The following is a 21737-nucleotide window of genomic DNA, read 5'->3' as shown; positions in this document are numbered from 1 at the left end:
CGACCCCGCGCGGGAATCGCGCGGGGTCGTTGGTGTCGGTGCCGGCTGTTCGTGCCCTCGGCCAGGAGCCGGTCACGCTGGTAGAGACCGGGGTGTGTGTCGGGTTAGGACGTGGCGTGCTGGTGCTGCTCCTCCTGGTCACTGGTGGTGTCGGTGTCGTCGTCGGCGACGATCTCGACGCTGCAGCAGTCGGAGTTCGTGTTCTTCTTGGTAAACAGGTCCTTGAGTCCCATGAGGGTGTCCTTTCAGTAGAGGTGGGTGGTTTAGAGGATGATCGTCATCGCGTAGCCGGCCAGCATGGCCGCCAGCAGAATCGTGATCACGAAGGTGGCCAACAGTTTCGGCTTGAACACCGCCGCCAGCATCGAGACCTCCGGCGGTGAGGCCCCGGCCCCGCCGATCATCATCGCGAAGATCGGGCCGATGGCCACCCCGGCACCCGATAAGGCCAGGGCGACCGGCAGCATCGTCTCGAGTCGGACATACAGCGGGATGCCGATCACCGCGGCCACCGGAATCAGCCACCAGACGTTTTCGCCGGCCATAAAGCCCAGGCCGTCTTCGGGCACGACCCCGTAGATGAATGCGCCGATGGCCACGCCGATGATCATCGGAATGAGCATGGGGCGTAGATCCTCCCAGGCCTGGCGGATCGCTGCCGGGGTTTCTTGTTTGATCCCGCGCCACGGGGTCCCGTCCAGGCCGCGCCCGCCCTTGACCTTGACCTTGCGCAGCTGGTCTTCCATGCCCAGGGCGGTCCAGGCCCAGGGTGCTGCCAGCGCCAGCAGCGCCATGATCACCGCGTAGCTGAGCGCGATCTGCCAGGTAAAGATCAGCCAGATCCCGCCGAGGATGACCGGGTTGAGCAGCGGCGAGGCGATCAGGTAGGTCACGGTGGTGCGAAAAGCCACCCCGGCTTTGAGCATGCTGACAAACATCGGGATCGTCGAGCAGGAACAAAACGGGGTGATCGCCCCCAGCGCCAGGCCCTTGACCTGGCCGGGAACCACCCCACCGGCCATCCAGTTCTGCAACTGCTCTGGGCCGAAACGCCGGTTGATCAACGCGACCGCATAGGAGATCACCAGAAACAGCAGGAGCAGTTCGCCCAGGAGGACAGCGAACGTGCCGAGGGCATCAGCCAGCATCGGTGACCTCGCTGCCCAGCGGGGTGTCTGTGCAGCAGGCCCGTTGTCCTTCCGGGGTCAACGTTGCCAGGTGTGCTAGCCAGCGCACCGGATCAGCCAGCTGGGCACAGCACACGGAATTCAACGTGGCCCGGCCCACCGGCTCCGAGTCCACCAGCCCGGCCTTGCGCAAGGCGGCCAGGTGATGACTGACCAGTGCCTGACTCATCCCGGTGGCTTCGTGGAGCTGGCGGTTGGTCATTGACTTCTCGGCCAGGGTGAGCAGGATCGTCAACCGGTTTTCATCCGACAACGCAGCCAGGGTGGGCACGAGTAACCGTGCCCGCTCGGCGGGACTGAGATCCGACGCGGGGATGGATAAGGAAATCTCTGTAGGCACACCTCGACACTAACAAGCGCCTACTTGTATGACAAGCAATGGTTTGAATGTTGGGAAAGGGGGCCCTTCCGACCTTTTCGGGGTGTCTCACTTCCAAGGAACTGAAACATCTAAATCTTTGAGACGACTGCCCAGACCTGAGCTCTTTGGCATGGAGAAGTACAAATTAAACCTTGTCGACGACAAGTTCCCTCAGAATTCTTTTCACGGCTTTTCGATCAGTCTTCAGCCCCACGGTTCTAGGGATTTCATCTACCTGAAGCATGATGCTGGGGACCGAATAGCTAGCCAGGTTCTTTTTCAGTTCCGCAGTGAGATAACTTGGGGATATCTCATGGTTGGCAACGTATAATGCGGCGGGGATTTCGCCGTAGAGTTCGTCTTCGATGCCCACAACACAGGTGTCTACAACGCTGTCAATGTTGCTGAGAGCTTCCTCAACTACGTGGGGGTAAATTTTCTCGCCACCGCGGTTGATCTGGTCTTTTTTCCGATCTACCACGTAGAGGAAGCCGTGGTCATCCACAAAACCGAGGTCGCCAGTAGGAAGCCACTCGAATTTTTCGATCCTTCCGTGTGCGTCGATGTAGCCCAGACACACGGTCGATCCTCGGACCTCAATCTCTCCGATCTCGCCATTGTCGACTTCGAATCCACCTTCAGCCACGATTCGTAGATCAACCCCGGGAATCGCCCAACCTGATGCGCCAATGTGTTCAGAATCTCCAGCATCGACCGGAAAGATACTGGCGGGGGAAGTGGTTTCTGTCAGTCCGTAGATGGTTCTGAACTCAGCATCAGGGAGTCTATTTTTCAAGCGGAGAATTCGTGATGAAGGCATGCTGGCAGCACCGCAGGCCAGGATTCGGATGGAGGGAATCTCAAAGTTATCTGGCCAGGAACGCAGCATTAACTCGAACACCGTAGGGGAGGCATGGATATAGGTGGCTTGCACCTCACGAGCCCATTTCAGAAAACGCTCTGGATGAAAGCGACGCTGCAGATAGAGCGTGCATCCTGTGAGGGTGATTTGTGCAATGATCGCTATCACCCCGGTCACGTGGTAGAGCGGGACACCAAAGATTAGCCGGTCGTTCTTATCAAGGTTGAACACCTTCTCATAGGACATCGCCGCCTGGATGATGTTGTCATTAGAGATGGCAACGGTCTTGGGTGTGTTCGATGTGCCAGAGGTGAACATCATCAGGGCGAGCTCGTCACCACCGGCCTCAACCATTGGAAGGTGTCCCACCATTGGCTCAGCCGCCATAATTCCAGGCATGGTGTCAGTGGGGTAGCCGCATTCTTCTAGCAGGTCGAGTCGTTCGGGTTCAGCAATGATCAAATCAGGTTGCGCGCGCTCAACCAGCTCCATAAGAGCCGGAACTTTTAGTTTTCCGGGCAGCATGACTGCCACAGCTCCTAGCCGGCTAACCGCGTACAGGGCGATGAACAACTCTATAGAATTGTCCAGCAGTAAGCCGATCTTTGATCCCTTGGTGACTCTATATTGGGTAAGTCGGCTAGCTACATCAACGGACATAGACTTCAGCTGCGAAAACGTGTAAACGTCTCCGGTCTCGAGAACCACCGCGGGTTTATCTGGGAATCGAAGTGCGCTGGTTTCAAGGGCTTCAAAAAGGCTGCTGGGGGCGCCAGTGTATGCACCGCGCTCGGAATCGAAGCGGATGCCACGATGATCGAGGGCCAACACAGCGTTCGGCCACAAGTTTTTGCCAGTAATCATGGCTTCCCTCCGTCTCTTTCCTTTACCGGTTGTTTGCATTGAGAATATGACAAAGCATGATGCTTGCCTCGGAGAGGTTTTCTTCTGCGGTGGCGAGCGCGTTCTGGAGGTCTCCGATGTTGCGGGTGATGGGGATGACCGCGTCAAAATAGGTGGGGATGAGATCGTCGGCGGTCTTGTCTATCAGTCCGCCGAAGGCAAATACCTGGGCGCCCAGTTCCTTCGATAGCTGGGCTACCCGCGCGGGACCTTTGCCAAAAGCGGTTTGATTATCGATTTTTCCTTCACCAGTGAAAACGATGCAGTCTTTATCACAATGATCGGAGTAGTTAACGAGATCGAGAATTAGATCTGCACCAGGTGTGATAGAAACATTGAAGAATGCGAGTAATCCCGTCGCGATTGCGCCGGCGGCCCCTGCCCCGGGGTAGTCGTTGATTTCACGGGAAGAAGCATTTTCTAGAGCTTTCACCCATTTGCTGATCACGTTGTCTAGGGCGGGCAGGTCCGTGGTGCGGGCACCTTTTTGCTGTCCGAATATATGAGTGGCACCGTTTGGTCCCGTTGCCGGGGAGACGACGTCACTTGCAATGATGATGTGGACGTCATCCCATCGAGGATCCAATGCGGAGAAGTCCACGGATACACACTGTTCAAGCCCGCGCGGTGTAGCGGGCAGGGGAGAGCCTGAGAAGTCGAGCGCTTGAACTCCCAGTGCATTGAGCATTCCGACACCGCCATCATTGGTGACTGATCCGCCGAGTCCCAGGATGACTCGCGTTGCTCCGAGATCCAAGACCTTTTGGAGTAGTTGTCCTACGCCAAATGAATTGGCACTCCAGATATTTCGTGCATCTTCTGCCACTAAGTGGATTCCGATAGCTTCGGCCACTTCAACTATGGCAGTTTGGTTGTCAAAGACGTATCCGAATTTGGCTCTAGTTTGTTCGCCCAGGGGCCCGGCTACCTGGGTGTGGTGAATCTCCCCGCCTAATGCATGGGTAATAACCTCGCAGGTGCCCTCACCGCCATCGGCGATCGGGATAAGCCGGATATCGGGGTCTGGGAATACCTTTCTGATTCCTTTGGCTATGGCGTTGGATGCCTGGACTGCGGAGAGTGATTCTTTGAAGGAATCCGGTGCGACGATAAATTTCATGGCGGGGAGTCCATCACTTCTAACTGGCTACCGGGGCAGCGGTCGAGTCAGGAACCTGTGTTTTCTCGGTAGTGCGGTATTTCAGGAGCCATGCGAGCACGGCACCAACCAGAACCAGGATGATGATGAACCACAGGCCTGCAAACTGGTTGCCGGTGGACTGTTCCAGGCTGCCCATCACAGTTGGGCCGATAAATCCGCCCAAGAGACCGAAAGTGTTGATGAAGGCGATACCCGATGCGGCTGCTGCGCCGGACATACGGTTTGAGGGGAAGGTAAACAAAACGGACTGGATCACAAAGAGCATGAATGCCGAGATACAGAATCCGATGATGGCTACCAGGAACCCAGAGCGTAGAGCAATGAACAGACCACCTGCGATGAGTATCAAGCCACCGGATACCAGCGAACGCGCGCGGGTGGTGTTAGTTGCAAAGCGTGGAAGCAGCACCGAACCAACGGCTGCCGATATCCAGGGCAGCGCTGTAATTAATCCAACGGTCAAAGGGTCCATGGTTTCGTCGTAGCTCTGAATCATGGAGGGCAGGAAATATGACAGTGAGTACACAGCGATCTGGTGGGCAAAGTAAATCAGGACCACTAGCCAGAGCTGGATGTCCTTGATCACCGGGCCCAGCGCGCGAATGCCGGTATGGCTGGTCTTTTCACCGGTGTCCTCAGCTGTGAGAACATCAGTGAGCAGATTCTTTTCTTCTTGGGTCATCCACTTGGCATCTTGAGGGCCATTGGGGAGGCGGAACCACACCCAGAAGCAGAGAAGGACAGCGGGTAGACCTTCGATGAGGAACATCCATTGGTAGCCGTGCAACCCGAGGAATCCATCCATGCCGAGCAATAAGCCTGCTAGCGGTGCTCCGATGATGTTTCCCAGCGAAACACCCAAAAGAAAGAGACCGATTGCCTTGGCTCGTTCCTTCTTCGGGAACCAGTACGTGATGTACAAGATTACACCGGGGTACAACCCTGCTTCAGCGGCTCCCAATAAGATACGCAGAACGTAGAAGGAGGCTTCGTTCCACACGAAAGCCATGGCCATGGCGAGAATCCCCCAGGTCAGCATGATGCGGGCGATCCAGAATCTGGCGCCGACCTTGTGCATGATGAGGTTCGAGGGGATCTCGAGGAAGGCGTAAGCGATGAAGAACAGACCGGCACCCAGGCCGAACGCAGCCGCTGAAATGCCGATATGGATTTCCAGATCCTGTTTCACCATGCCAATGTTTGTGCGGTCAATGAAGGCGATGATGTAGGCAAAAACTAGTACTGGCATCAGTTTGCGGTAGTTGCGGCTGACAATCCCTGGGAGGCGTGGATCATCAGCGCTGCGGGTAACCGCAGTAGTGCGAGAGAAGTCGGTCATAATGGGGTCCTTGTTTTATACCGGAGAAAGGAATAAGAACTACTGGGCGACGCGGATGATGGCAGCGACGGCTTGGCCGCCACCGATGCACATGGTGACTAACCCGTACTCACCACCGGTGCGCTTCAAGTTGATAAGAGTGCGAAGCGTCAGGATCGAGCCTGTTGCTCCGACTGGGTGCCCGAGGGCAATCGCACCACCCAGTGGATTGACCTTTTCCGGATCCATTCCCAGATCACGGACTACGGCGACCGCCTGGGCTGCGAAAGCCTCATTGAGCTCGATCCAATCGATCTGTTCAAGGGTCAGCCCAGACTTTTCCAGGACTCGCTCGGTAGCGAGCTTAGGGGCGTACCCCATGATCTCCGGGCGAATGCCAGCCTTGGCGAACGCGACCAACTCGCCGATGGGTTGGAGGCCATCGGCCTGTGCCGTCGACTCGAGGGACAGAACCAAAGCTGCTGCGGCATCGTTGATACCGGAGGAATTACCAGCGGTGACAGTACCGTCCTTGACGAAGGCGGGACGAAGCTTGGAGAGCTTTTCTGCGCTCGTGCCCGGCCTGATGTGTTCATCCTTGGCAAAAGTTATATTTTCTCGTTTCCGTGATATCTCGATAGGGGCGATCTCAGCGTCGAAAAGTCCATCTTCCTGGGCTTTAGTAGCTCGTCTCTGCGACTCTGCGGCAAAGATGTCCTGTTCTTCTCGGGAGATACCAAACTCGGTGGCTACCGCCTCAGCGGTGTTGCCCATGGGGTACTGGCCGAAGGGATCGGTGATCAGGGATTTGGTGCCATCGATGACGGTGCGATCACCAAGGCGCCAACCGTCACGGGCTCCGTAGTCGAGGAAAGGTTGGAGAGACATATTCTCTGCGCCACCAGCTACGGCGTATCGAGCATCGCCTGTCCGAAGCTCTAGGGCGGCTGACTGGACCGCTTGCAAACCGGAACCGCAGAGACGATTGACGGTCATGGCAGTAGAATCGTCGCGAGCGCCAGCACCGAGGGCGATACGCCGGGCAAGGAATGCTTCCTCGCCGACCTGTCCCACACAGCCGATGACTACTTCGTCGACTGTTTCTGCCGAAACGTCGACGTTTTCAAGGGCTGCCTTCATGGCGTGGGCACCGAGCTGGTGGGTCGGTACCTGTGAGAGGGTTCCACCGTAGGTGCCCACTGCGGTGCGCGCGCCACCGAGGAATACAACTTTATCTTCAGACATTTTCTAGTTCTCCTTAGAAATTATTTGACTGTGTGGTTGATCTTGAAAGGGATACGAGCCAGTGCGTCATCGGTTTCGGGAGAATCATCGGCTTCGATGAGCGTCCAGCCGTCGTCGGTGAACTGGAGGAGGTAATACTCAGTGGCCAGATAAACCCGGCTGCCCTTTTTCAGCGTGTGCCTTCCAGAAAAACTGACTTGGGAAACCTCATCGACGTACTTGTTGTACTTGCCACCTGCAGACATCAGGAAGCAGACCGTTTTAGCACCGTCGACAATGTCCATGAATCCCCCGCAGCCGATAGCCTTGCCGCCGAGGTGGGAGACGTTGACATCGCCGGAACCATCGACCTGGCCAGCACCCATGAAGGTGATGTCCACTCCACCGCCGTTGTAGAAGTCCATTTGCTGTGGATGGCCGATGATGGCCTCTGGGTGGATGGAGCAGCCGAAATCAACAACTCCTAACGGCAGCCCGCTGTATGTGCCTGATTCAACAGTGAGGTGGACGGCGGAGAGGATTCCCGCCTGTGCAAGAGCCTTGCCAACCGTATCGGCGGGGATTCCCGTGCCGACGTTGATGACGTCGCCGCTTTTGACCAACGTGACACCCCTAGCACCTACAGATAGTCGGTGTGCTGGAGTTTCCTGAACATTGAAGGCCTCTTCGAGTTTCTCCTGCGCCATATGACCGGAGATTAAGGTCGCGTCGAACTTCGGGAAGCTATGAGACTGGCGGTGGTGGGCTGCGACATCAGTAGTGACGAAGGCATAATCCACCAGTGGCGCGGGAACGACCACGTCGCGGGCGTTGATGTCACCGGGTTCAACAATCTCTTTGACCTGGGCGATGACGATGCCGCCTGAGTTGTGGGTGGCCTGCGCAATAGCCAGCGCATCAAGGCCAGAGACTTCCTCACGGTGACTGAGATTTCCGTTGGAATCGATCACGTCTCCGCGAATGATGGCGACGTCGAGTGGAAAGCTCTTGTAGAGGAGATACTCTTGACCCTCAAGTTCAATAAGGTCGACGTATTCATTGGTTCCAACGTTGTCTTCAGCCAGTTGATTGATGCGGCCGGCTCCGTTCCGAGGATCAATGTAGGTGCCGATACCCACCGTGGAGATCTGTCCCGGACGGCCCGCAGCTATGGTGCGGAACAATGTGGATAGCTGTCCCTGCGGGAGGCAAACGCCTTCTGCTTCGTTATTGCCAAGAAGTTCGCCCATGGGGGGATTTAGTCCCCAGTGGGAACCCACAATGCGCTTGAGCAGGCCCTTGTGTGCCACACGGGCAAGACCCTCAACTCGGTTCGATTGACCGGCTGCATGAACCCAGGTCAAGTCGCGAGGTTCGTTGATGGAAAGGAAAGAGTCCTCGATGACTTTGAGGGCCTCGTCTGCCACACCCATGAGTGTCATCCCGTCGGTGACGACGGTGTCACCGTTTTTGATTAAGGATGGCACGTCGGTGGTTTCGATTATTTTTGTCACAGCTTGTAACCTCCACCGATGTTGATGACTTCGCCGGTGAGATAGGCGGCATCATCGGAGGCGAGGAATGCCACCAGGTTGGCAACGTCTTCGGGTTCGCCAGCACGGCCGAGCGGGATCTTATCGAGCTGATCGTTGAAAATCTTCTCGGGGATGGACTTGGTCATTTCGGTGAGGATGAAGCCGGGGCAGATGGCATTGGCCGTGACATTCTTGAACGCCAGTTCTTTCGAGATTGAGCGAGTCAGGGACACGACACCTCCTTTAGCCGCGGCGTAGTTGGTCTGACCGATGTTTCCCATCCAGGATGCTGAGGCAACGTTGACAATGCGGCCGTATTCTTTGGTGCGCATATGGGTCCCGACTTCACGACACATGTAGAAGACGCCGGAGAGATCAACAGCGAGCACGGAATCCCACTGATCATCGGACATTTTGTGCAGCATGGCGTCACGGTTGATGCCTGCGTTGTTGACCAGGACATCGATCTTGCCGAGCTCGTCGACGAGGTTAGCAACCGTGGTGCGGACTGCATCTGCTTCTGCAACGTTAAGGGAGAGGGCGAAGGAGTTATTGCCGCATAGCTCTGCGGTTTCCTGCGCTGCCTCAAGGTTGACATCCGCAACAACCACGCGAGCGCCACGCTCAGCCAGTTTGAGGGCGATGCCTCGGCCGATGCCTCGGGAAGCGCCAGTGACGATGGCATTCTTACCTTCAAAGGGGGTGTAGTTCATCTGAACTCCTAGGTTCGGTTAGTGGTTCCCGCAGGAACCACCAAGGTGAAGTTTGTGCGAGTGAATAGTGATGGGGTTATCGATCGTCTCGCCACTGGCGAGCTGAAGAATCTTTGCAATAGAACTGCGGGCCATCTTCTCGGTGGGTTGAACGATCGTGGTTAGATCGAGAAAGGGGTGCTGGGTGCCAGCGATGCCGTCGAAACCGACGATCGCAATATCACTAGGCACCGACACGCCGGCTAGGGCTAGGCGGTTGATGAGACCGGTGGCGATGGCATCCGCACCACAGACGACGACCTGCGGTAGTTTTCCGTTCTCGAGCAGGTACTCAGCTGCTATATCTCCGCCAAGCACGTTCAAGCTGGTCGACATGACGCTTGTCTTCGGAATATGGACTCCTTCGACCTCTGCAGCCGCCAAAAAGCCCTCGATTCGCTGGCTCGTTGCATAGGAGGAAAACCCTCCCGTGGCGATGGCGATCTCGGTGTAACCGTGTGAGATCACATGGGTCATGAGTTCATAACCCGCCCTGAAATCGTCGATGCCGTCGAAGGGAATGTCAGCGAGCTGGGGCACTCTCCTCGACAACAGCACGATGGGGGTGCGCCTGGTGCGTAGATCCCGGACCAAACCGCCCTCACCGATATTGAGCGTGGTGAGGATGATTCCCTTTACTCCGCTTTGCGCCATGTTCTCAGCAGCCTTGGCAATCGCTTCTGGGCTATCCGCACTATGAGAGAGAAGGAGTTCGACTGACTGGTCTCGCGCGGTCTTGGTCGCTGCGGTCGCGATATTGGCGTAAAAGGGGTTACCTAGGTCAGCCAAAATCATTCCGATGGACCCGATTGAGGAACTGTCGATGTCCTTGGCGATCAATCCCTTCCGTCGTGCTTTCGTCAAGATTTTCTTACGCAGCGAGGGGGATACTCCTGGTTTTCCGTTTAGCGCATAACTCACTGCAGCTCGAGAAACACCAAGTTCCCGTGCTAGGTCAGCGGATGTCGATGCAACACTGTGATATTGATCAACAGCAGCCATTTGATGTTTCCTAACTCACGTTTCTTGGTGTGGGGTAATCTTCACAAAAGACATAGATATTAAGCAATCGTTAAGTAAAGATGGTTTTGACCTGCACATTCAATGAAAATATATCCGAATAGTTAGGGATAGTGATTTGTGTAAACATGGTAATGATTGACGGTTCTTGCAGTGATGCGCTGGCAGCTGTGGAGACCTGCTGACTGCATATGGAAATGTGCGCCCTAACCCGGGGAACGGGGTCAGGGCGCACAGGATTAAGAAATTTGGGGCAGTGTTATGCCGAGATCTGTCTGACCTGCTTATGGCTTGGCCGAGTGCTCGGGGCCTGCTTGATAAAGATCTGAATGATCGCCCCTAGAAGGGCGCAGGAAGCCATGAATAGGAAGGTGTAGACGTAACCGGTGGAGGAATCCCAGCCGCCACCGAGGCCGACCAGACGGCCCATGATGATCGGGGAAAGGCCGCCGCCAATGAACATTGCGGTGGTAATCACGCCGTTCGCGGTGGAAGTGCCACCTTCCGGTGCGGCATCAGATGCGGCCGCATAGTAAATCGGCCATACAGCGTTGGCCACAAGGCCGAAAGCGAGCTGAACCACGACGACAGTAAGGGAGCTGGTTGCAAAATAGAGGCAACCTACGCTGATTGCCATCCAGATGCCACAGATGATGATGGTGACCTTGCGCCCGATGATGTCGGACAGGGTAGGCCAGAGTACCTGGCCGATGATACCCGTGAGCGCGAACACCACACTCATTGCCGCGGATTCCGCCATGGATAGGCCAACCACGTTGTAGAGGTAGAGAGGAAGAACAGTGTTCACACCCATATAGACGATCTGGGTCAACATCGTGGTGCCGGCTGTGGCTGTAATACGGGGGTTGGCCAGTACTTTCTTGAGCAGGCCGCGGGGGCGGTCCACTCCTCCTGTAACAATCTCGGGCGGGGTCAGTCCCTTGGACTCAATATCTGCGTACAGTGTGTCAATTTTATCTGCGGTGGAGTATTTCACCCAGAACAGCATGACTGGCACCGCGACGATGAGAGTGAAGAAAAACGCGTAGGACCAGCCTTCGCTTCCGAACCAGGTTAGAGCGGCAGCGGCACCGATGCCGGACAGTAGGGAACCGATGGGGTAGCCAGTGTGGTGAACTCCGAGAGCGAAGCCTCGGCGCTCTTTTGGCCACCATTCTGCGGTATTACTTACGCCGACGGGCTCGGCCCAGCCGGAACCAAGGTTGACGCCGACGCGGAGCGCGAAGAAAGAAACGATGTTATGGCTGAGGAACTTGAACCCCGAGATGAATGATAGTGCGGTGACGCCAATGATCAGTGGAACCTGGAATTTGGCACGTTTGTGCCCACCGCCGAACTTATCGCTCAGGGCAGAGCCTGGGATCGGAAGTACGGCGAGCGCGATCATAATGAAAGCGGCCATCACACCCCAGGCATCAGGAGAGAGATCGAAAGTCTCGGAGATCGATGGCCCCAGCCGTAGAACTATCTCTCGGTCATAGGCGTTAAGCACCCAGATGAGCCAGCAAACAATCAGAGACACCCATGAGTAGCGGTGGACCTGCTTCATGGATTTAAGTGCATTAGACATGGGTTAGCTCTCTTTCGCGCCGAAGCGTGGTTCAGCAATGCCCGTGACACCAGTCCCAGTGATGGCAAATAGTGCACCGCGCAGCTGGCCATCTTGGGGGAATCGGGGAAGTGGAGGCTTCGCCATGGACGTGACGTACAGAATATCCAGATTCGGGCCGCCAAACGCTAAGCTTGTTGCTTTGAGTACCGGCATCTCGATAGTGCGGTCAATGGTTCCATCGGGGGCGTAGCGAACAATCTTTCCGCTGTAGACCAGTGCCTGCCACAGGAAACCTTCGGAATCAACTGTAGCGCCATCGGCAGCGCCACCTTGAGAAGTGTCCACCTCGGCGAAAATCGAGCGATTGCTGACACGACCGGTCGCGGGATCATAGTCGTATTTCCAGATCTCCCCGGCCCAGGTGTCGCAGAAGTACAAGATAGAACCATCGGGACTGAAGCACGGACCGTTGGAGCAGATAATGTCTCCGTCCAGAACGCGTAACTCGCCTTCTGGTGTATATGAGTACAAATGCCCCAGCGGATCTTCTTCGAGCATATCCATAGAGCCAACAATGAACCGACCCTGCCGGTCAACCTTGCCGTCGTTGAGACGGGTCCGGTTTTTGTCTTCGGGAATCTCGGCAAGAAGAGTCTTTTCACCAGTGTCAACATCGATCCGATAGAGACCGCTCTTGAGTGCGGAAAGAAAGGCCGACCCGTCTTCGTAGAGCGCCATGGATCCAATTTGCTCGTCGACTTCCCACGCGCGCAGTTCGGTACCTTCGGAGGTGGAGCGAAAAATGCGGCCGTCACGACTATCTATCCAGTGAAGTCTCTGGGACTGCGCGTCCCAGACTGGCCCCTCGCCTAGGGTTGTTTTGATGTCTAACAGGACATCGATTTTCGGTTGCATTGCCAAATCTCCTCAACACGGATGGGTGGAGTCGACGCTTAAGCACTCGGCGGGATTAAGTGATATGCCCTACTCCACTAGTTGTATGTGCGACATTGCACATTCTGTAGAAGGATCATTATCCTCACCGCATAACGTAAGCAACTGTTAAGTAGGAGATTTTCACTGGCAACACGTCGGAACGGGTTTTGCAACTTCGGCCGTCCAAGCTCCAAAGGGCCGCCCGGATGCTTTTCTGGGGTATACTCCAGTGAGACATGCCGACAGATACCATCTCTGCTGTGACTCGCAACTTCATGTGGCGGCTTTCTCACAACTCCAGATGGCGTCCTCGTGAAGGGGTGTCGTCCAGAAGTTGGCTGGTGGGGACCGACCTCTGGAAATTAGTCACAGGGTCCGGCCCTTCTATTTCTGAGCCCGCCTGCGCGCTGAGCGGTAAGTCAACCCTTGGCGAACTAGGTATGACGCGCCAGAATCACCATGCCTAGAGCTGCAGTCGGAACCAGCCCCAGAAAAATGTATGACCCATCTATAAAGGACATCGTGTACCAGGAGGGTATTAGACCGATGACTATGTAGGCGATAAGGGGAACGAGTGCTGGCCCCAAAGGCTGCCCGGCTCTCTCTAGGCGAAGTTCTGCCATCTATGCCGGAATCGGCCGATTCTGCTACAGAAAACATGGTTCCGGGAGATTTCCCCTATATTAAGGTGTCGAAGTCAGAAGACGATTGCACAAACATGGCCTGGTGAGCACGGCCGCACAAACGCCTTCTGATCACCATCTAGTCACTACTCGTGTACACAAGCGGAAAACGTCAAAGTCTCGGGCACAGAGCGTCACTACAGGCCAGGATCTGGGGGTCTTAGGCCTCACCATCGTTGGCGGTGTGGGTCTCCACCGGTCGGGGCGGCAGGTGCCGGTAGAGGCTGGAGCGGGTGATGCCGGTCTTCTCCACGATCTTGCTCATCGAGAAGCCCTCGTTGCGCAGGTGCTCGGCGTAGCGGAGCTTGTCCGGGTCTACGACACTGGGCCGGCCCACCCGTTTCCCCTTGGCCTCGGCCACGGTCCGGGCATGGGCCGCACGCTCAATGGCGTAGGTGCGTTCCATCTGCCCGAATAGCGACAGGATCACCACCGATAGCTGGGCCATTGGATCATTCGGGTTCGAAGAATCAACTGGCATGGGATCAGCCAGGGTGCGTACCCCGACGTTGCGCTCTTGAAGATCGTGGATCAGGTTCAGCGTGTCGCGCACCGTGCGGCCCAACCGGTCGAGGGTGTGGACGACAATGACATCGCCTTCGCGGGCCTGATCCAGTGCCTTGTGCAGTCCGGGGCGGTTGGTGGTGGAGCCGGATTTCTTATCAACGTAAATGTATTTGCTGGCAATACCTTCCTGGCGCAGAGCGTCGATCTGTCGGTCAAGGTCCTGTTTCGCGGTCGACACCCGGGCGTAGCCAATATCCATGATCGGAATAGTACCGGAAGTCTATTTTGTATCGGTATTTATGGGACATGGTTGTGGGATGACTTGTGGAACAGGTGTCTCCTGGGACTATGTATTTTCAATACGTTTTCATTAAGGGTGTCCCATTTCCTTGGAACTGAGCCACTCTAGTGCAGTTCGGCGACGGGACATTCTGGTCCTCTTTTGCTTTGCTTCGTCGAGCCTTCCAGCACCGGAAGGCTCGACGAAGCAAAGCAGGGAATCGACCCCTTCGAGCGCCGAGCTCGGAGTGGACTCAGATGTCCGATGGGCGTGTTGAGCTGTGCTTTTCCTCCAGCATGGCCTGTATCGTGCCTAACAGAAGCCGCAGCGCCAGTGGATAGGTGCTGCTCCCGTCGTGCTGTTCAAGTAATTCCGCCACCGCGGCGATATTCGGGTAGGTTTCGGCCGAGGCGTGCGCATAGGTGTTCTTCCACCGATCAATATCAGCCCTCCGGTTGGCCACCAGTTTTCCCGCCCCGTCCCGGGCAGCGTAAGAAAGCATCTGGGTGATGAAAAGCCGGTAACCCAGGACGGCCAAGTGGTCGGGGAAACCCGCACCCCTCAAAGCCGCGAGGATCAGCTCCACCCCGGCCAGTTCAGCGGTACTGCCAGTGATTCTGGCCGCCGTAATCTGAGCCGCCTGCGGATATTTCATGTATTCCGCATGGGCGCTCAACCCCCAGCGGTGCAGGTCGGCCCGCCAGTCCCCCGTGGAATGCCATTCCCTCGTGACCCGGGTGATCAGCTCATCGGCCATCGCCAGGAGGAGATCATCCATGCTGTGGAAATAGCGATAGACCGCGCTCGGATCCGCCCCCAGGGCGCGGCCAAGACGACGGGCTGAGAGCCCCTCGGATCCATGTTCCTCGATCATCCGGAGTGCAGTGTCGATAATCATCCCCTCGCTGAGCACGACACCAGCCTTAGTGGGCCTGCGACGTTTGCGACCCGCTTCCGGCACTACTCGTTCGACCACTTCTGCCCCTTACGACAACACCATTGACCTAGATTACTCCGATCAGATTATATGACTTGTTCCACATGATGTTCCAAAAGCAATACAAATCATTGCTTGCGAGGAGAGAAGAAACGCATGACTGTTATCCGGACGCGGTCGAAGCACCGCCTTTCTACGACTGCATTGTTTGCCCTACTGGCGTTATCTGGCTCGACGATGTTGACCGCGTGCGGCGCCTCGGTTGATGTCGCCGAGTCTGCCTCCCAGTCCAGTACCTCGTCGTCTGCGGCTGATAACGCGGAAGAGGCTGCAGATGCAGACACCGCCGGAGATTTCCGCACCGTGGAGGTGTCCATGAGTGAGGCCACCAATATGGCCGCCACCGTCTCCCCTAATGGCACCACTGTGGTCATGGATCTTTACAGCGCCTTGTGGACGGTGCCGGTGGAAGGCGGGCAGGCTACCCGGATTACGGAGCATTCCCTGGAAGCCACCCGCCCCACCTATTCACCCCATGGTGACCTCATCGCGTTCCAGGCCTACCAGGGAGGGAACTACCAGATCTGGGTAGTCCGCCCGGACGGAACGGGGCTGCGCCAACTGACCGAGGGCGAGTTCGACCACCGCGAGCCGGCCTGGTCCCCGGACGGCAAGGAGATCGTCTTCTCCTCCGACCGTTCCGGCCGGGGGTCCTATGACATCTGGACCATGGACGTGTCTGACGGAACGCTCACCCAGCACACCCACTCCCCCGCGGAGGAATATGAACCGGCCTGGTCCCCGGACGGCAAGGAGATCGTCTTCACCGAAGGCCAGGGCACTACCGGGCCCCAGGTCGTGGTCATCGACGAGAAAGGGACACGCCGTACCGTGGCCGAAGACGCCAGCGCACCGTCCTGGTCACCCGATGGTTCGAGCATCCTCTACTGGCAGGGGGGCAACCTGATTCTCAATGGTGAGGAAGTGACCTCTCAAGAGGATGTGTTCCGTTTCCCTGCCCGCGCACTGTCCCAGGAGCTGGTTCTCTACTCCGCCGACGGTGGTATCCGCACTCGCAACCTGCGCACCGGAGAGAAAGTAGAGATCCCCTTCGAGGCGAACGTGGAGCTTAAGCGGCCTGTAACCCGGAACACGAAGGACCACCAGTGGAGCTCTGATAAACCGCGACAGGTTACCGGGATCCTCAACCCCAGGTTGTCCCCCGATGGGAAGACCATTGCGTTTGGCGCTCTCAACGACCTGTGGCTGCAGACTGAGGGGGAAAAGCCGAAGCAGCTGACTGATGACCAGTACTGGGAATATGACGTCGAGTGGTCACGTGATGGCGCCTCGGTTACCTACAGCTCCGATAAAGCAGGAACCCCGGATGTCTACCTGCGTGACCTCGCCACGGGTGAGGAACGTCGGCTCACCAGCGCGGAGGGTGCCGAGTACGGGGCCTCCCTGTCCCCGGATGGCACGCGCCTGTCTTTTCTCGATCAGGACAACAGGCTCCAAGTTCTCGACGTGGCCAGCGGGAAGATCCACGACCTGGGTACGGGGCCCGGAGGGGAGCTGTGGGAGGGGACCTCCTGGTCGGCCGATGGCGCCTATATCGCCCTGGGGGATGGTTCCTTCGCCCCCAACACACGTTTCCGGGAAGACTTCAACTCCATCTGGGTGGTGGACTCGCGAACCGGGGAACGCACCTCGTACGCCCCTCAGGAACGGGGATCGATCGCTGATCTCGGCGACAGCGGGCCTGTCTGGTCGCCTGACGGTAAGTGGATGGCGTTCATCATGGAATCCAGCCTGTGGGTGCTGCCCGTGGACCCGATGGGAAAACCGGTCGGGCAGGCACGCAGGATCACCGATGAGACCGCAGACTCCCCGTCGTGGAGCGGGGATTCGTCCCGTCTGCTGTATCTGCACGAGGGGAAGCTGAAATCCACAGATCTAGAAGGCACCGATGTGCGCGAGCACCCGGTGGACCTGACCTACACCAACGATGTCCCCCAGGGCCGGACTGTTATTCACGCCGGAAAAATGTGGGACGGCACCTCCCAGACGGCGCGAGAAAATATCGACATCACCTTGGACGGTGACCGGATTCAGAGCATCGATCCGCACCAAGAGCGCTCCGAGGAAGACAAGGAGGCGGACACCACCTACATCGACGCCTCCAACAAGACCGTTGTGCCCGGTATGTTCGAGATGCACAGCCACCCCCAGGACATGCGCTACTACGGCACCAAGTGGTGGAACTTTTACCTCTCCATGGGGGTGACCTCCAATGTGTCCATGGGCAGTTTCCTCTACGAAGCGGTCTCTACCCGTGAAGCCTTGGCCAGCGGGGAATTGCTAGGACCCCGATCGTTCGTGGCCGGCGAGTTGATCGATGGCTCCCGGGTGTCTCATCCGGAAACCCGGGCCATCGTCTCGGATGAACAGCTGGAAAAGGAACTGTCCCGACAGCAGTCCCTTGACCCGGACTTGTTCAAAACCTATGTCCGTACCGCCCCGGAGCACATGGCCCGGGTGGCGGAAGTGGCCAACGAAGTGGGTGTTCCCGCCTTCTCACACATTCTCCCCACCACGGCCACGCTGGGGTTGACCGGCACCAGCCATTTGGGGGCCACACAACGTGCCGGCTATGACAACGTGACCAGCCCCGGCGGTCACAGCTATGGCGACGTCATCGACATCTATTCGAAGGGCGGCGTCGATGTGGTGGCCACCCCGTTCGAAGCCACCGCCCTGCTGGGGCTGCAGCCCGAGCTGGCCCACGACCCGCGCGTGCAACGCCTGCTACCCGCCAAGGACATTGCCACTGTTGAGGCCGCCTCAGCTCAACGGCCGTCCTCGGAAGAGATCGACGAGATCCGCGGCTCGATGGGGGTCTACACCGACTTAGTGCGGGCAGGGGCGAATGTCTCAGCAGGCACAGATGCCCCACTGACGACCCCCGGAATCCACAATCACCTGGTGCTGCGCGCCTTCGTTGAGGGTGGCATGACCGAGGTTGAAGCACTGCAGACCGCTACCAGCGTGGCCGCCGAGACCATGGGCGTCGCAGAAGACCTGGGAACTCTGGAGGTAGGAAAAATCGCTGACATGGTCTTCGTTGACGGTGACCCCCTGATGAACATCAACGACCTCGTCAACATCGAGGCGGTGATGAAAGGCGGCACCTACATCACTCAGGAACAGATCCTCGACAACTTCTGACGCCACCCTCTGGGCGTTCCAGGCCGGTGGCCTGCCCAAAAGTCCCTGAGATGATCAACCACAACGAGGGTCTACAGGACAGCGCCGGAGGTCTCTGGCAGGCCGACCTTCCCTTCTCCCGTCTCACCCCCTACAGGCGCACTGGCTAAAGGGGGCCTGAGGCGTGGGTTCCGGGACTGGGATATTCCGGGGTCGATAGCACCCCTTATGACAACACGGTTGACCCAAGAAACTGCGAACCAGTTATATGACACATGGCACACATTGCCCCGAAATGAATTCGGGCCACACTCACGAGGTTGGGAGATTTTCCATGGTTGATGCTCGAAACCGCCCTGCACGTCGCAGGACACCAGTTCTACTTGCCACCCTGGCGCTTACGGGAGCGACTGCCCTCACAGCTTGCGGATCCTCGGACGACGTGGCAGAACCAGTCGCAGAAACCACCACCATTGCCCCCCATCCCGGACTGGCAGAGCTTGGTGTTGAGGAAGGCCCGGATACTGTTGCCGAGTTCTACGGTGCAGAATTGCCCGAGGATGCCGAGGCGGGTTCCTTGATCTGGGCCAAGCCGCGGTCGGATGCTCCGGAGGGGGCTGCGGCCTATACGGTTATGTACGCTTCCGAGAGCGTCCACGGCGGTTTGGCCCCCGTCTCGGGCACGCTGTATGTGCCGGAGGGGGAAGTAAAACCCGACTTTGTGGTGTGGGCCCACGAAACGGCGGGCACCGGTGACGATTGCGCCCCATCCCGGACCACGCTCAATGAGAGGTACGAAGGTGAATCGGTCGCACAGCTTCTCCAAGACGGCCATGCGGTAATTGCACCTGACTACGAGGGGCTGGGCACCCCCGGAAAGACCGTCTACATGAACGGGGAGGCCCAGGCCAAAAACACCCTTGATGCCGCTCGTGCCGCACGAAACTTCCTCGGAGACAAGCTCGGCAACCGTCTGGTGATGTACGGCTACTCTCAGGGCGGGCAAACCGGATTGTGGTCGGCCCATATCGCAGCCGACTACGCCCCGGAGCTGGAACTGGCGGGTGTCCTGGGTATTGGTTCAGCCGCGAAATACCATGACCTGGCCCTGTATGAAGCCACCGCGCCGAACACTCGAGACGACTGGGGACAAGGCGGTTACCTCGTCTCGGCACTGGCCGGCATCAGCGTAGGCAAAGACCTCCCCCTCCAGGACGTGTTGACCACACAAGGCCTTGAACTTCTCCACACACTGAGTGGGGACTGTTGGGAGCCGTGGCAGGAAGCCGCCGAGAAGACAGGCCCATTTGCCCACGAAGAAGCGCTCCAACCTGGCCAACCCTGGGGCGATGCCCTTGCCGCCAACGATGAGTTCACCCCGATCCCGGACACTATTCCCATCACCCTGGTTCAGGGCGAAGCAGACACCGACGTTCCCGTGGAAGTCGGCCGGGAATTGCGCGACGAGTTGTGCGAATCCGGCTCAACCGTGGACTACCAGGAGTTTGCCGGTGAACCCCACGGTGTGCCCAGCTTTAAACAGCATATTCGCCAGTGGGTGGATGACCGCTTCTCCAACCAACCCCCGGCTGACGTCTGCGGTTAGCCCTGCCACACCCTAAGTACCACTCCACCGGCGATGGTCTTGCTATCGCCAGCTGATCCCGTCGGGGAGGGAAGGTGTCCCCTCATACTGGCTGTTCTTTTAGGGGCGCCTTTCCCTACCCGTCCAGGGACCGTCCGAAGGATCGGCCTGGCGGCACAGAAGCAGGAAAACCCTCGTTATCGTCTCCGGGCGAGGTGGGCGAAAACGCTTACCGCAGTGGATATACGCCGTCCCTATCACAGGGTCACTGCAGGAACACAAGAGACGCTCCTTGGGTTTTTGCTATCCACAGCTCCGACCCACTCCGTCCTCGGGCTTGCTCGAGGAGGACATTTTGAATTCCAAAGAAAGATATAGGGGACGAACTCCCCTGCCAGATCCCCATGAGAGAAGATGATCGTGCCCTTTATTCGAGATAGGCAGTTCCGGTTATGAGCCTGGCCATTACTCCCACTGAACTTCGCAGTGAGCAGAGCCGATACCTGGACGCTACCCGGCGTGAATCGGTAACCATTCTCAGCCGGGGTATCGGACGTCGCGCTATTCTCATCTCCCCCGACTTCTATGACCGGGCTGTCCAGGCACTGAAGAGAATCGAAGACACTCGTGCCGCCGCGACAGCCCACCAAGAGGCGGACGGCGTTTCCTCTGAGGACAGCCCGGACATCGGCACGGGTCACTTTAAGCCGAGTCGAGAGCCAAACCGGTCACGGGGCCACATCGGAGCCGCAGAGCGGTTCGATGAGTTGGTGGAACTGCGTAAGGAAATCCGGCGGGTGGCAGATGTGGCGCAAATGGCGATTGAGGCACTACGCCAGGTCGGACAAAGTGCCTTGGCGGATGAGCTGTCAGGAAAGCTGGGCATCCCTGCCACGATGCTCCAGAGCGACCCCTACCAGGGATAATCCCCGCAATTATCTCTATTTTCCGAGGGGATGGGGCACGCTGCGGCTCCACCGAGCCCCTAAGTGTCCTATCCCCAGGGACCGTGGAGCAACTGGCGTCATATTCCTGGTCCAGGATGAGGGCCAGGAGCAGGATCCCTAGACCCCAGCAATAACCCAAGCAGTTTCACTGGCACCGTCGACACAGTGCGCCGGCACGCCATCTAGGTCAGCGATAGAAATCTTCGCCCCCAGGGTCGAAAGCTGCTGACCCACGCTCGTAGTAGTCCCACCGATAGTGACTCGTGGCGGATAGGTCAGGAAGTCGACTTCCTGACCGAAAATCAGCAGTTCTGGTTCGCTGCCGGGCTGCAGCGCAAGGCAACCGCCGGGTCCGGTAATCAGCTTTCCCTGGAGCCGCTCCGTCGCACCATCGGTAGAGGCAGCGTCATCCATACGCAGGATCTGTGCTCCCCGGCCTTCAGCAGTCACCGTGAGCCCCTGAGCGTTAATCGGTTGGGCCTCATTACTGCTGCCGACCGCGGTGCTCAGGGGAGATGAGCTCCCGCAACTAGCTGGAGCCAAGAGCAGACTTAAAGCACCTAGCAGGGATGCAGCACGGCGGATAGTGATGCGGGAGGCAATCATATTTCTCATTTCAACATAAAAAATATGGTGCTGTTGCAAAGTGGGGGCGGGGTGGCGGTCGCCGTGGAATGATCACGGTCATGGGCATCTTCTCGGGTCGCCATTTCCCTCGCGAGGTCATCCTCTGGGCGGTGAGGTGGTACTGCCGTTAT

Annotated in this window: 18 protein-coding genes and 1 pseudogene; 4 read left to right on the top strand and 15 right to left on the bottom strand. The window is 57.7% G+C overall.

Annotation, left to right across the window (positions count from 1 at the left end; genetic code table 11):
• Positions 1-104: 104 nt before the first annotated feature.
• The 14 genes from ACQCVD_RS14775 to ACQCVD_RS14710 form a co-directional block, all read right to left on the bottom strand.
• Positions 105-233 carry a hypothetical protein gene (locus tag ACQCVD_RS14775; protein WP_426824545.1) on the bottom strand — a complete coding sequence of 43 codons (129 nt, stop codon included), beginning with the start codon at positions 231-233 and terminating at the stop codon, positions 105-107.
• A 30-nt stretch (positions 234-263) separates the two neighbouring features.
• Entirely contained in the window at positions 264-1148 is an 885-nt protein-coding gene (locus tag ACQCVD_RS14770) for a permease (RefSeq protein ID WP_426824544.1), read from the bottom strand.
• Positions 1138-1527 carry an ArsR/SmtB family transcription factor gene (locus ACQCVD_RS14765; RefSeq protein ID WP_426824543.1) on the bottom strand — a complete coding sequence of 130 codons (390 nt, stop codon included), beginning with the start codon at positions 1525-1527 and terminating at the stop codon, positions 1138-1140. The genes ACQCVD_RS14770 and ACQCVD_RS14765 overlap by 11 nt, the downstream gene beginning before the upstream one ends.
• 166 nt (positions 1528-1693) lie before the next feature.
• Positions 1694-3274, bottom strand: coding sequence for a class I adenylate-forming enzyme family protein (locus ACQCVD_RS14760; protein ID WP_426824542.1), 1581 nt, complete (start codon positions 3272-3274; stop codon positions 1694-1696).
• A 22-nt stretch (positions 3275-3296) separates the two neighbouring features.
• Positions 3297-4433, bottom strand: a complete 1137-nt coding sequence (locus tag ACQCVD_RS14755; RefSeq protein WP_426824541.1) for a glycerate kinase — start codon at positions 4431-4433, stop codon at positions 3297-3299.
• Between the two features lie 19 nt (positions 4434-4452).
• Positions 4453-5814 (bottom strand): MFS transporter, encoded by a 1362-nt coding sequence (locus ACQCVD_RS14750; RefSeq protein ID WP_426824540.1) that lies wholly within the window; start codon positions 5812-5814, stop codon positions 4453-4455.
• 39 nt (positions 5815-5853) lie between these two features.
• On the bottom strand, positions 5854-7038 hold the full coding sequence (locus tag ACQCVD_RS14745) for a thiolase family protein (protein ID WP_426824539.1): 1185 nt from the start codon (positions 7036-7038) through the stop codon (positions 5854-5856).
• Positions 7039-7058: 20 nt separating this feature from the next.
• The gene (locus tag ACQCVD_RS14740) at positions 7059-8531 is read right to left on the bottom strand and encodes a CoA-transferase (RefSeq protein ID WP_426824538.1); all 1473 of its coding nucleotides are present in this window, start codon (positions 8529-8531) and stop codon (positions 7059-7061) included.
• Positions 8528-9265: a 3-oxoacyl-ACP reductase FabG gene (gene fabG / locus ACQCVD_RS14735; protein ID WP_426824537.1), complete on the bottom strand. Its 738-nt coding sequence runs from the start codon at positions 9263-9265 to the stop codon at positions 8528-8530. Before fabG ends, ACQCVD_RS14740 begins: the two co-directional genes overlap by 4 nt.
• An 18-nt stretch (positions 9266-9283) precedes the next feature.
• A complete protein-coding gene (locus ACQCVD_RS14730) occupies positions 9284-10306 on the bottom strand; it encodes a LacI family DNA-binding transcriptional regulator (protein WP_426824536.1) in 1023 nt (340 codons plus the stop codon).
• Between the two features lie 277 nt (positions 10307-10583).
• Positions 10584-11894, bottom strand: coding sequence for an MFS transporter (locus ACQCVD_RS14725; protein WP_426824535.1), 1311 nt, complete (start codon positions 11892-11894; stop codon positions 10584-10586).
• A 24-nt stretch (positions 11895-11918) separates the two neighbouring features.
• The gene (locus tag ACQCVD_RS14720) at positions 11919-12812 is read right to left on the bottom strand and encodes an SMP-30/gluconolactonase/LRE family protein (protein ID WP_426824534.1); all 894 of its coding nucleotides are present in this window, start codon (positions 12810-12812) and stop codon (positions 11919-11921) included.
• Positions 12813-13676: 864 nt separating this feature from the next.
• Entirely contained in the window at positions 13677-14282 is a 606-nt protein-coding gene (locus ACQCVD_RS14715) for a recombinase family protein (RefSeq protein ID WP_426824533.1), read from the bottom strand.
• Positions 14283-14556: 274 nt separating this feature from the next.
• On the bottom strand, positions 14557-15279 hold the full coding sequence (locus tag ACQCVD_RS14710) for a TetR/AcrR family transcriptional regulator (protein ID WP_426824532.1): 723 nt from the start codon (positions 15277-15279) through the stop codon (positions 14557-14559).
• Positions 15280-15396: 117 nt separating this feature from the next.
• Between ACQCVD_RS14710 and ACQCVD_RS14705 the strand changes: the two genes are divergently transcribed.
• The 3 genes from ACQCVD_RS14705 (at position 15397) to ACQCVD_RS14695 (ending at position 20958) form a co-directional block, all read left to right on the top strand.
• Positions 15397-18468 (top strand): amidohydrolase family protein, encoded by a 3072-nt coding sequence (locus ACQCVD_RS14705; protein WP_426824531.1) that lies wholly within the window; start codon positions 15397-15399, stop codon positions 18466-18468.
• Between the two features lie 421 nt (positions 18469-18889).
• The gene (locus ACQCVD_RS14700) at positions 18890-20053 is read left to right on the top strand and encodes a lipase family protein (RefSeq protein WP_426824530.1); all 1164 of its coding nucleotides are present in this window, start codon (positions 18890-18892) and stop codon (positions 20051-20053) included.
• A gap of 431 nt (positions 20054-20484) precedes the next feature.
• Positions 20485-20958 carry a hypothetical protein gene (locus tag ACQCVD_RS14695; protein WP_426824529.1) on the top strand — a complete coding sequence of 158 codons (474 nt, stop codon included), beginning with the start codon at positions 20485-20487 and terminating at the stop codon, positions 20956-20958.
• A gap of 138 nt (positions 20959-21096) precedes the next feature.
• Here the strand turns inward: ACQCVD_RS14695 and ACQCVD_RS14690 are convergent, their stop codons facing one another.
• The gene (locus ACQCVD_RS14690; protein WP_426824528.1) at positions 21097-21393 is read right to left on the bottom strand and encodes a hypothetical protein; all 297 of its coding nucleotides are present in this window, start codon (positions 21391-21393) and stop codon (positions 21097-21099) included.
• Positions 21394-21665: 272 nt separating this feature from the next.
• Here ACQCVD_RS14690 and ACQCVD_RS14685 point away from each other — a divergent pair.
• Positions 21666-21737 (top strand): annotated as a pseudogene (locus ACQCVD_RS14685) (IS6 family transposase); the annotation flags it as partial.

The sequence above is a fragment of the Corynebacterium halotolerans genome, assembly GCF_050107895.1.
GTDB lineage: Bacteria > Actinomycetota > Actinomycetes > Mycobacteriales > Mycobacteriaceae > Corynebacterium > Corynebacterium halotolerans_B.
The sequence above is the reverse complement of the archived record's forward strand: the minus strand, read 5'-3'. Positions and strand labels throughout refer to the sequence as shown.

Coding starts and splice junctions, on each gene's coding strand:
- ACQCVD_RS14725 (WP_426824535.1), bottom strand. CDS start 11,894: ATGAAGCAGGTCCACCGCTACTCATGGGTGTCTCTGATTGTTTGCTGG.
- ACQCVD_RS14705 (WP_426824531.1), top strand. CDS start 15,397: ATGACTGTTATCCGGACGCGGTCGAAGCACCGCCTTTCTACGACTGCA.
- ACQCVD_RS14690 (WP_426824528.1), bottom strand. CDS start 21,393: ATGGATGACGCTGCCTCTACCGATGGTGCGACGGAGCGGCTCCAGGGA.
- ACQCVD_RS14745 (WP_426824539.1), bottom strand. CDS start 7,038: ATGTCTGAAGATAAAGTTGTATTCCTCGGTGGCGCGCGCACCGCAGTG.
- ACQCVD_RS14695 (WP_426824529.1), top strand. CDS start 20,485: ATGAGCCTGGCCATTACTCCCACTGAACTTCGCAGTGAGCAGAGCCGA.
- ACQCVD_RS14755 (WP_426824541.1), bottom strand. CDS start 4,433: ATGAAATTTATCGTCGCACCGGATTCCTTCAAAGAATCACTCTCCGCA.
- ACQCVD_RS14730 (WP_426824536.1), bottom strand. CDS start 10,306: ATGGCTGCTGTTGATCAATATCACAGTGTTGCATCGACATCCGCTGAC.
- ACQCVD_RS14715 (WP_426824533.1), bottom strand. CDS start 14,282: ATGGATATTGGCTACGCCCGGGTGTCGACCGCGAAACAGGACCTTGAC.
- ACQCVD_RS14750 (WP_426824540.1), bottom strand. CDS start 5,814: ATGACCGACTTCTCTCGCACTACTGCGGTTACCCGCAGCGCTGATGAT.
- ACQCVD_RS14720 (WP_426824534.1), bottom strand. CDS start 12,812: ATGCAACCGAAAATCGATGTCCTGTTAGACATCAAAACAACCCTAGGC.
- ACQCVD_RS14770 (WP_426824544.1), bottom strand. CDS start 1,148: ATGCTGGCTGATGCCCTCGGCACGTTCGCTGTCCTCCTGGGCGAACTG.
- ACQCVD_RS14775 (WP_426824545.1), bottom strand. CDS start 233: ATGGGACTCAAGGACCTGTTTACCAAGAAGAACACGAACTCCGACTGC.
- ACQCVD_RS14760 (WP_426824542.1), bottom strand. CDS start 3,274: ATGATTACTGGCAAAAACTTGTGGCCGAACGCTGTGTTGGCCCTCGAT.
- fabG (WP_426824537.1), bottom strand. CDS start 9,265: ATGAACTACACCCCCTTTGAAGGTAAGAATGCCATCGTCACTGGCGCT.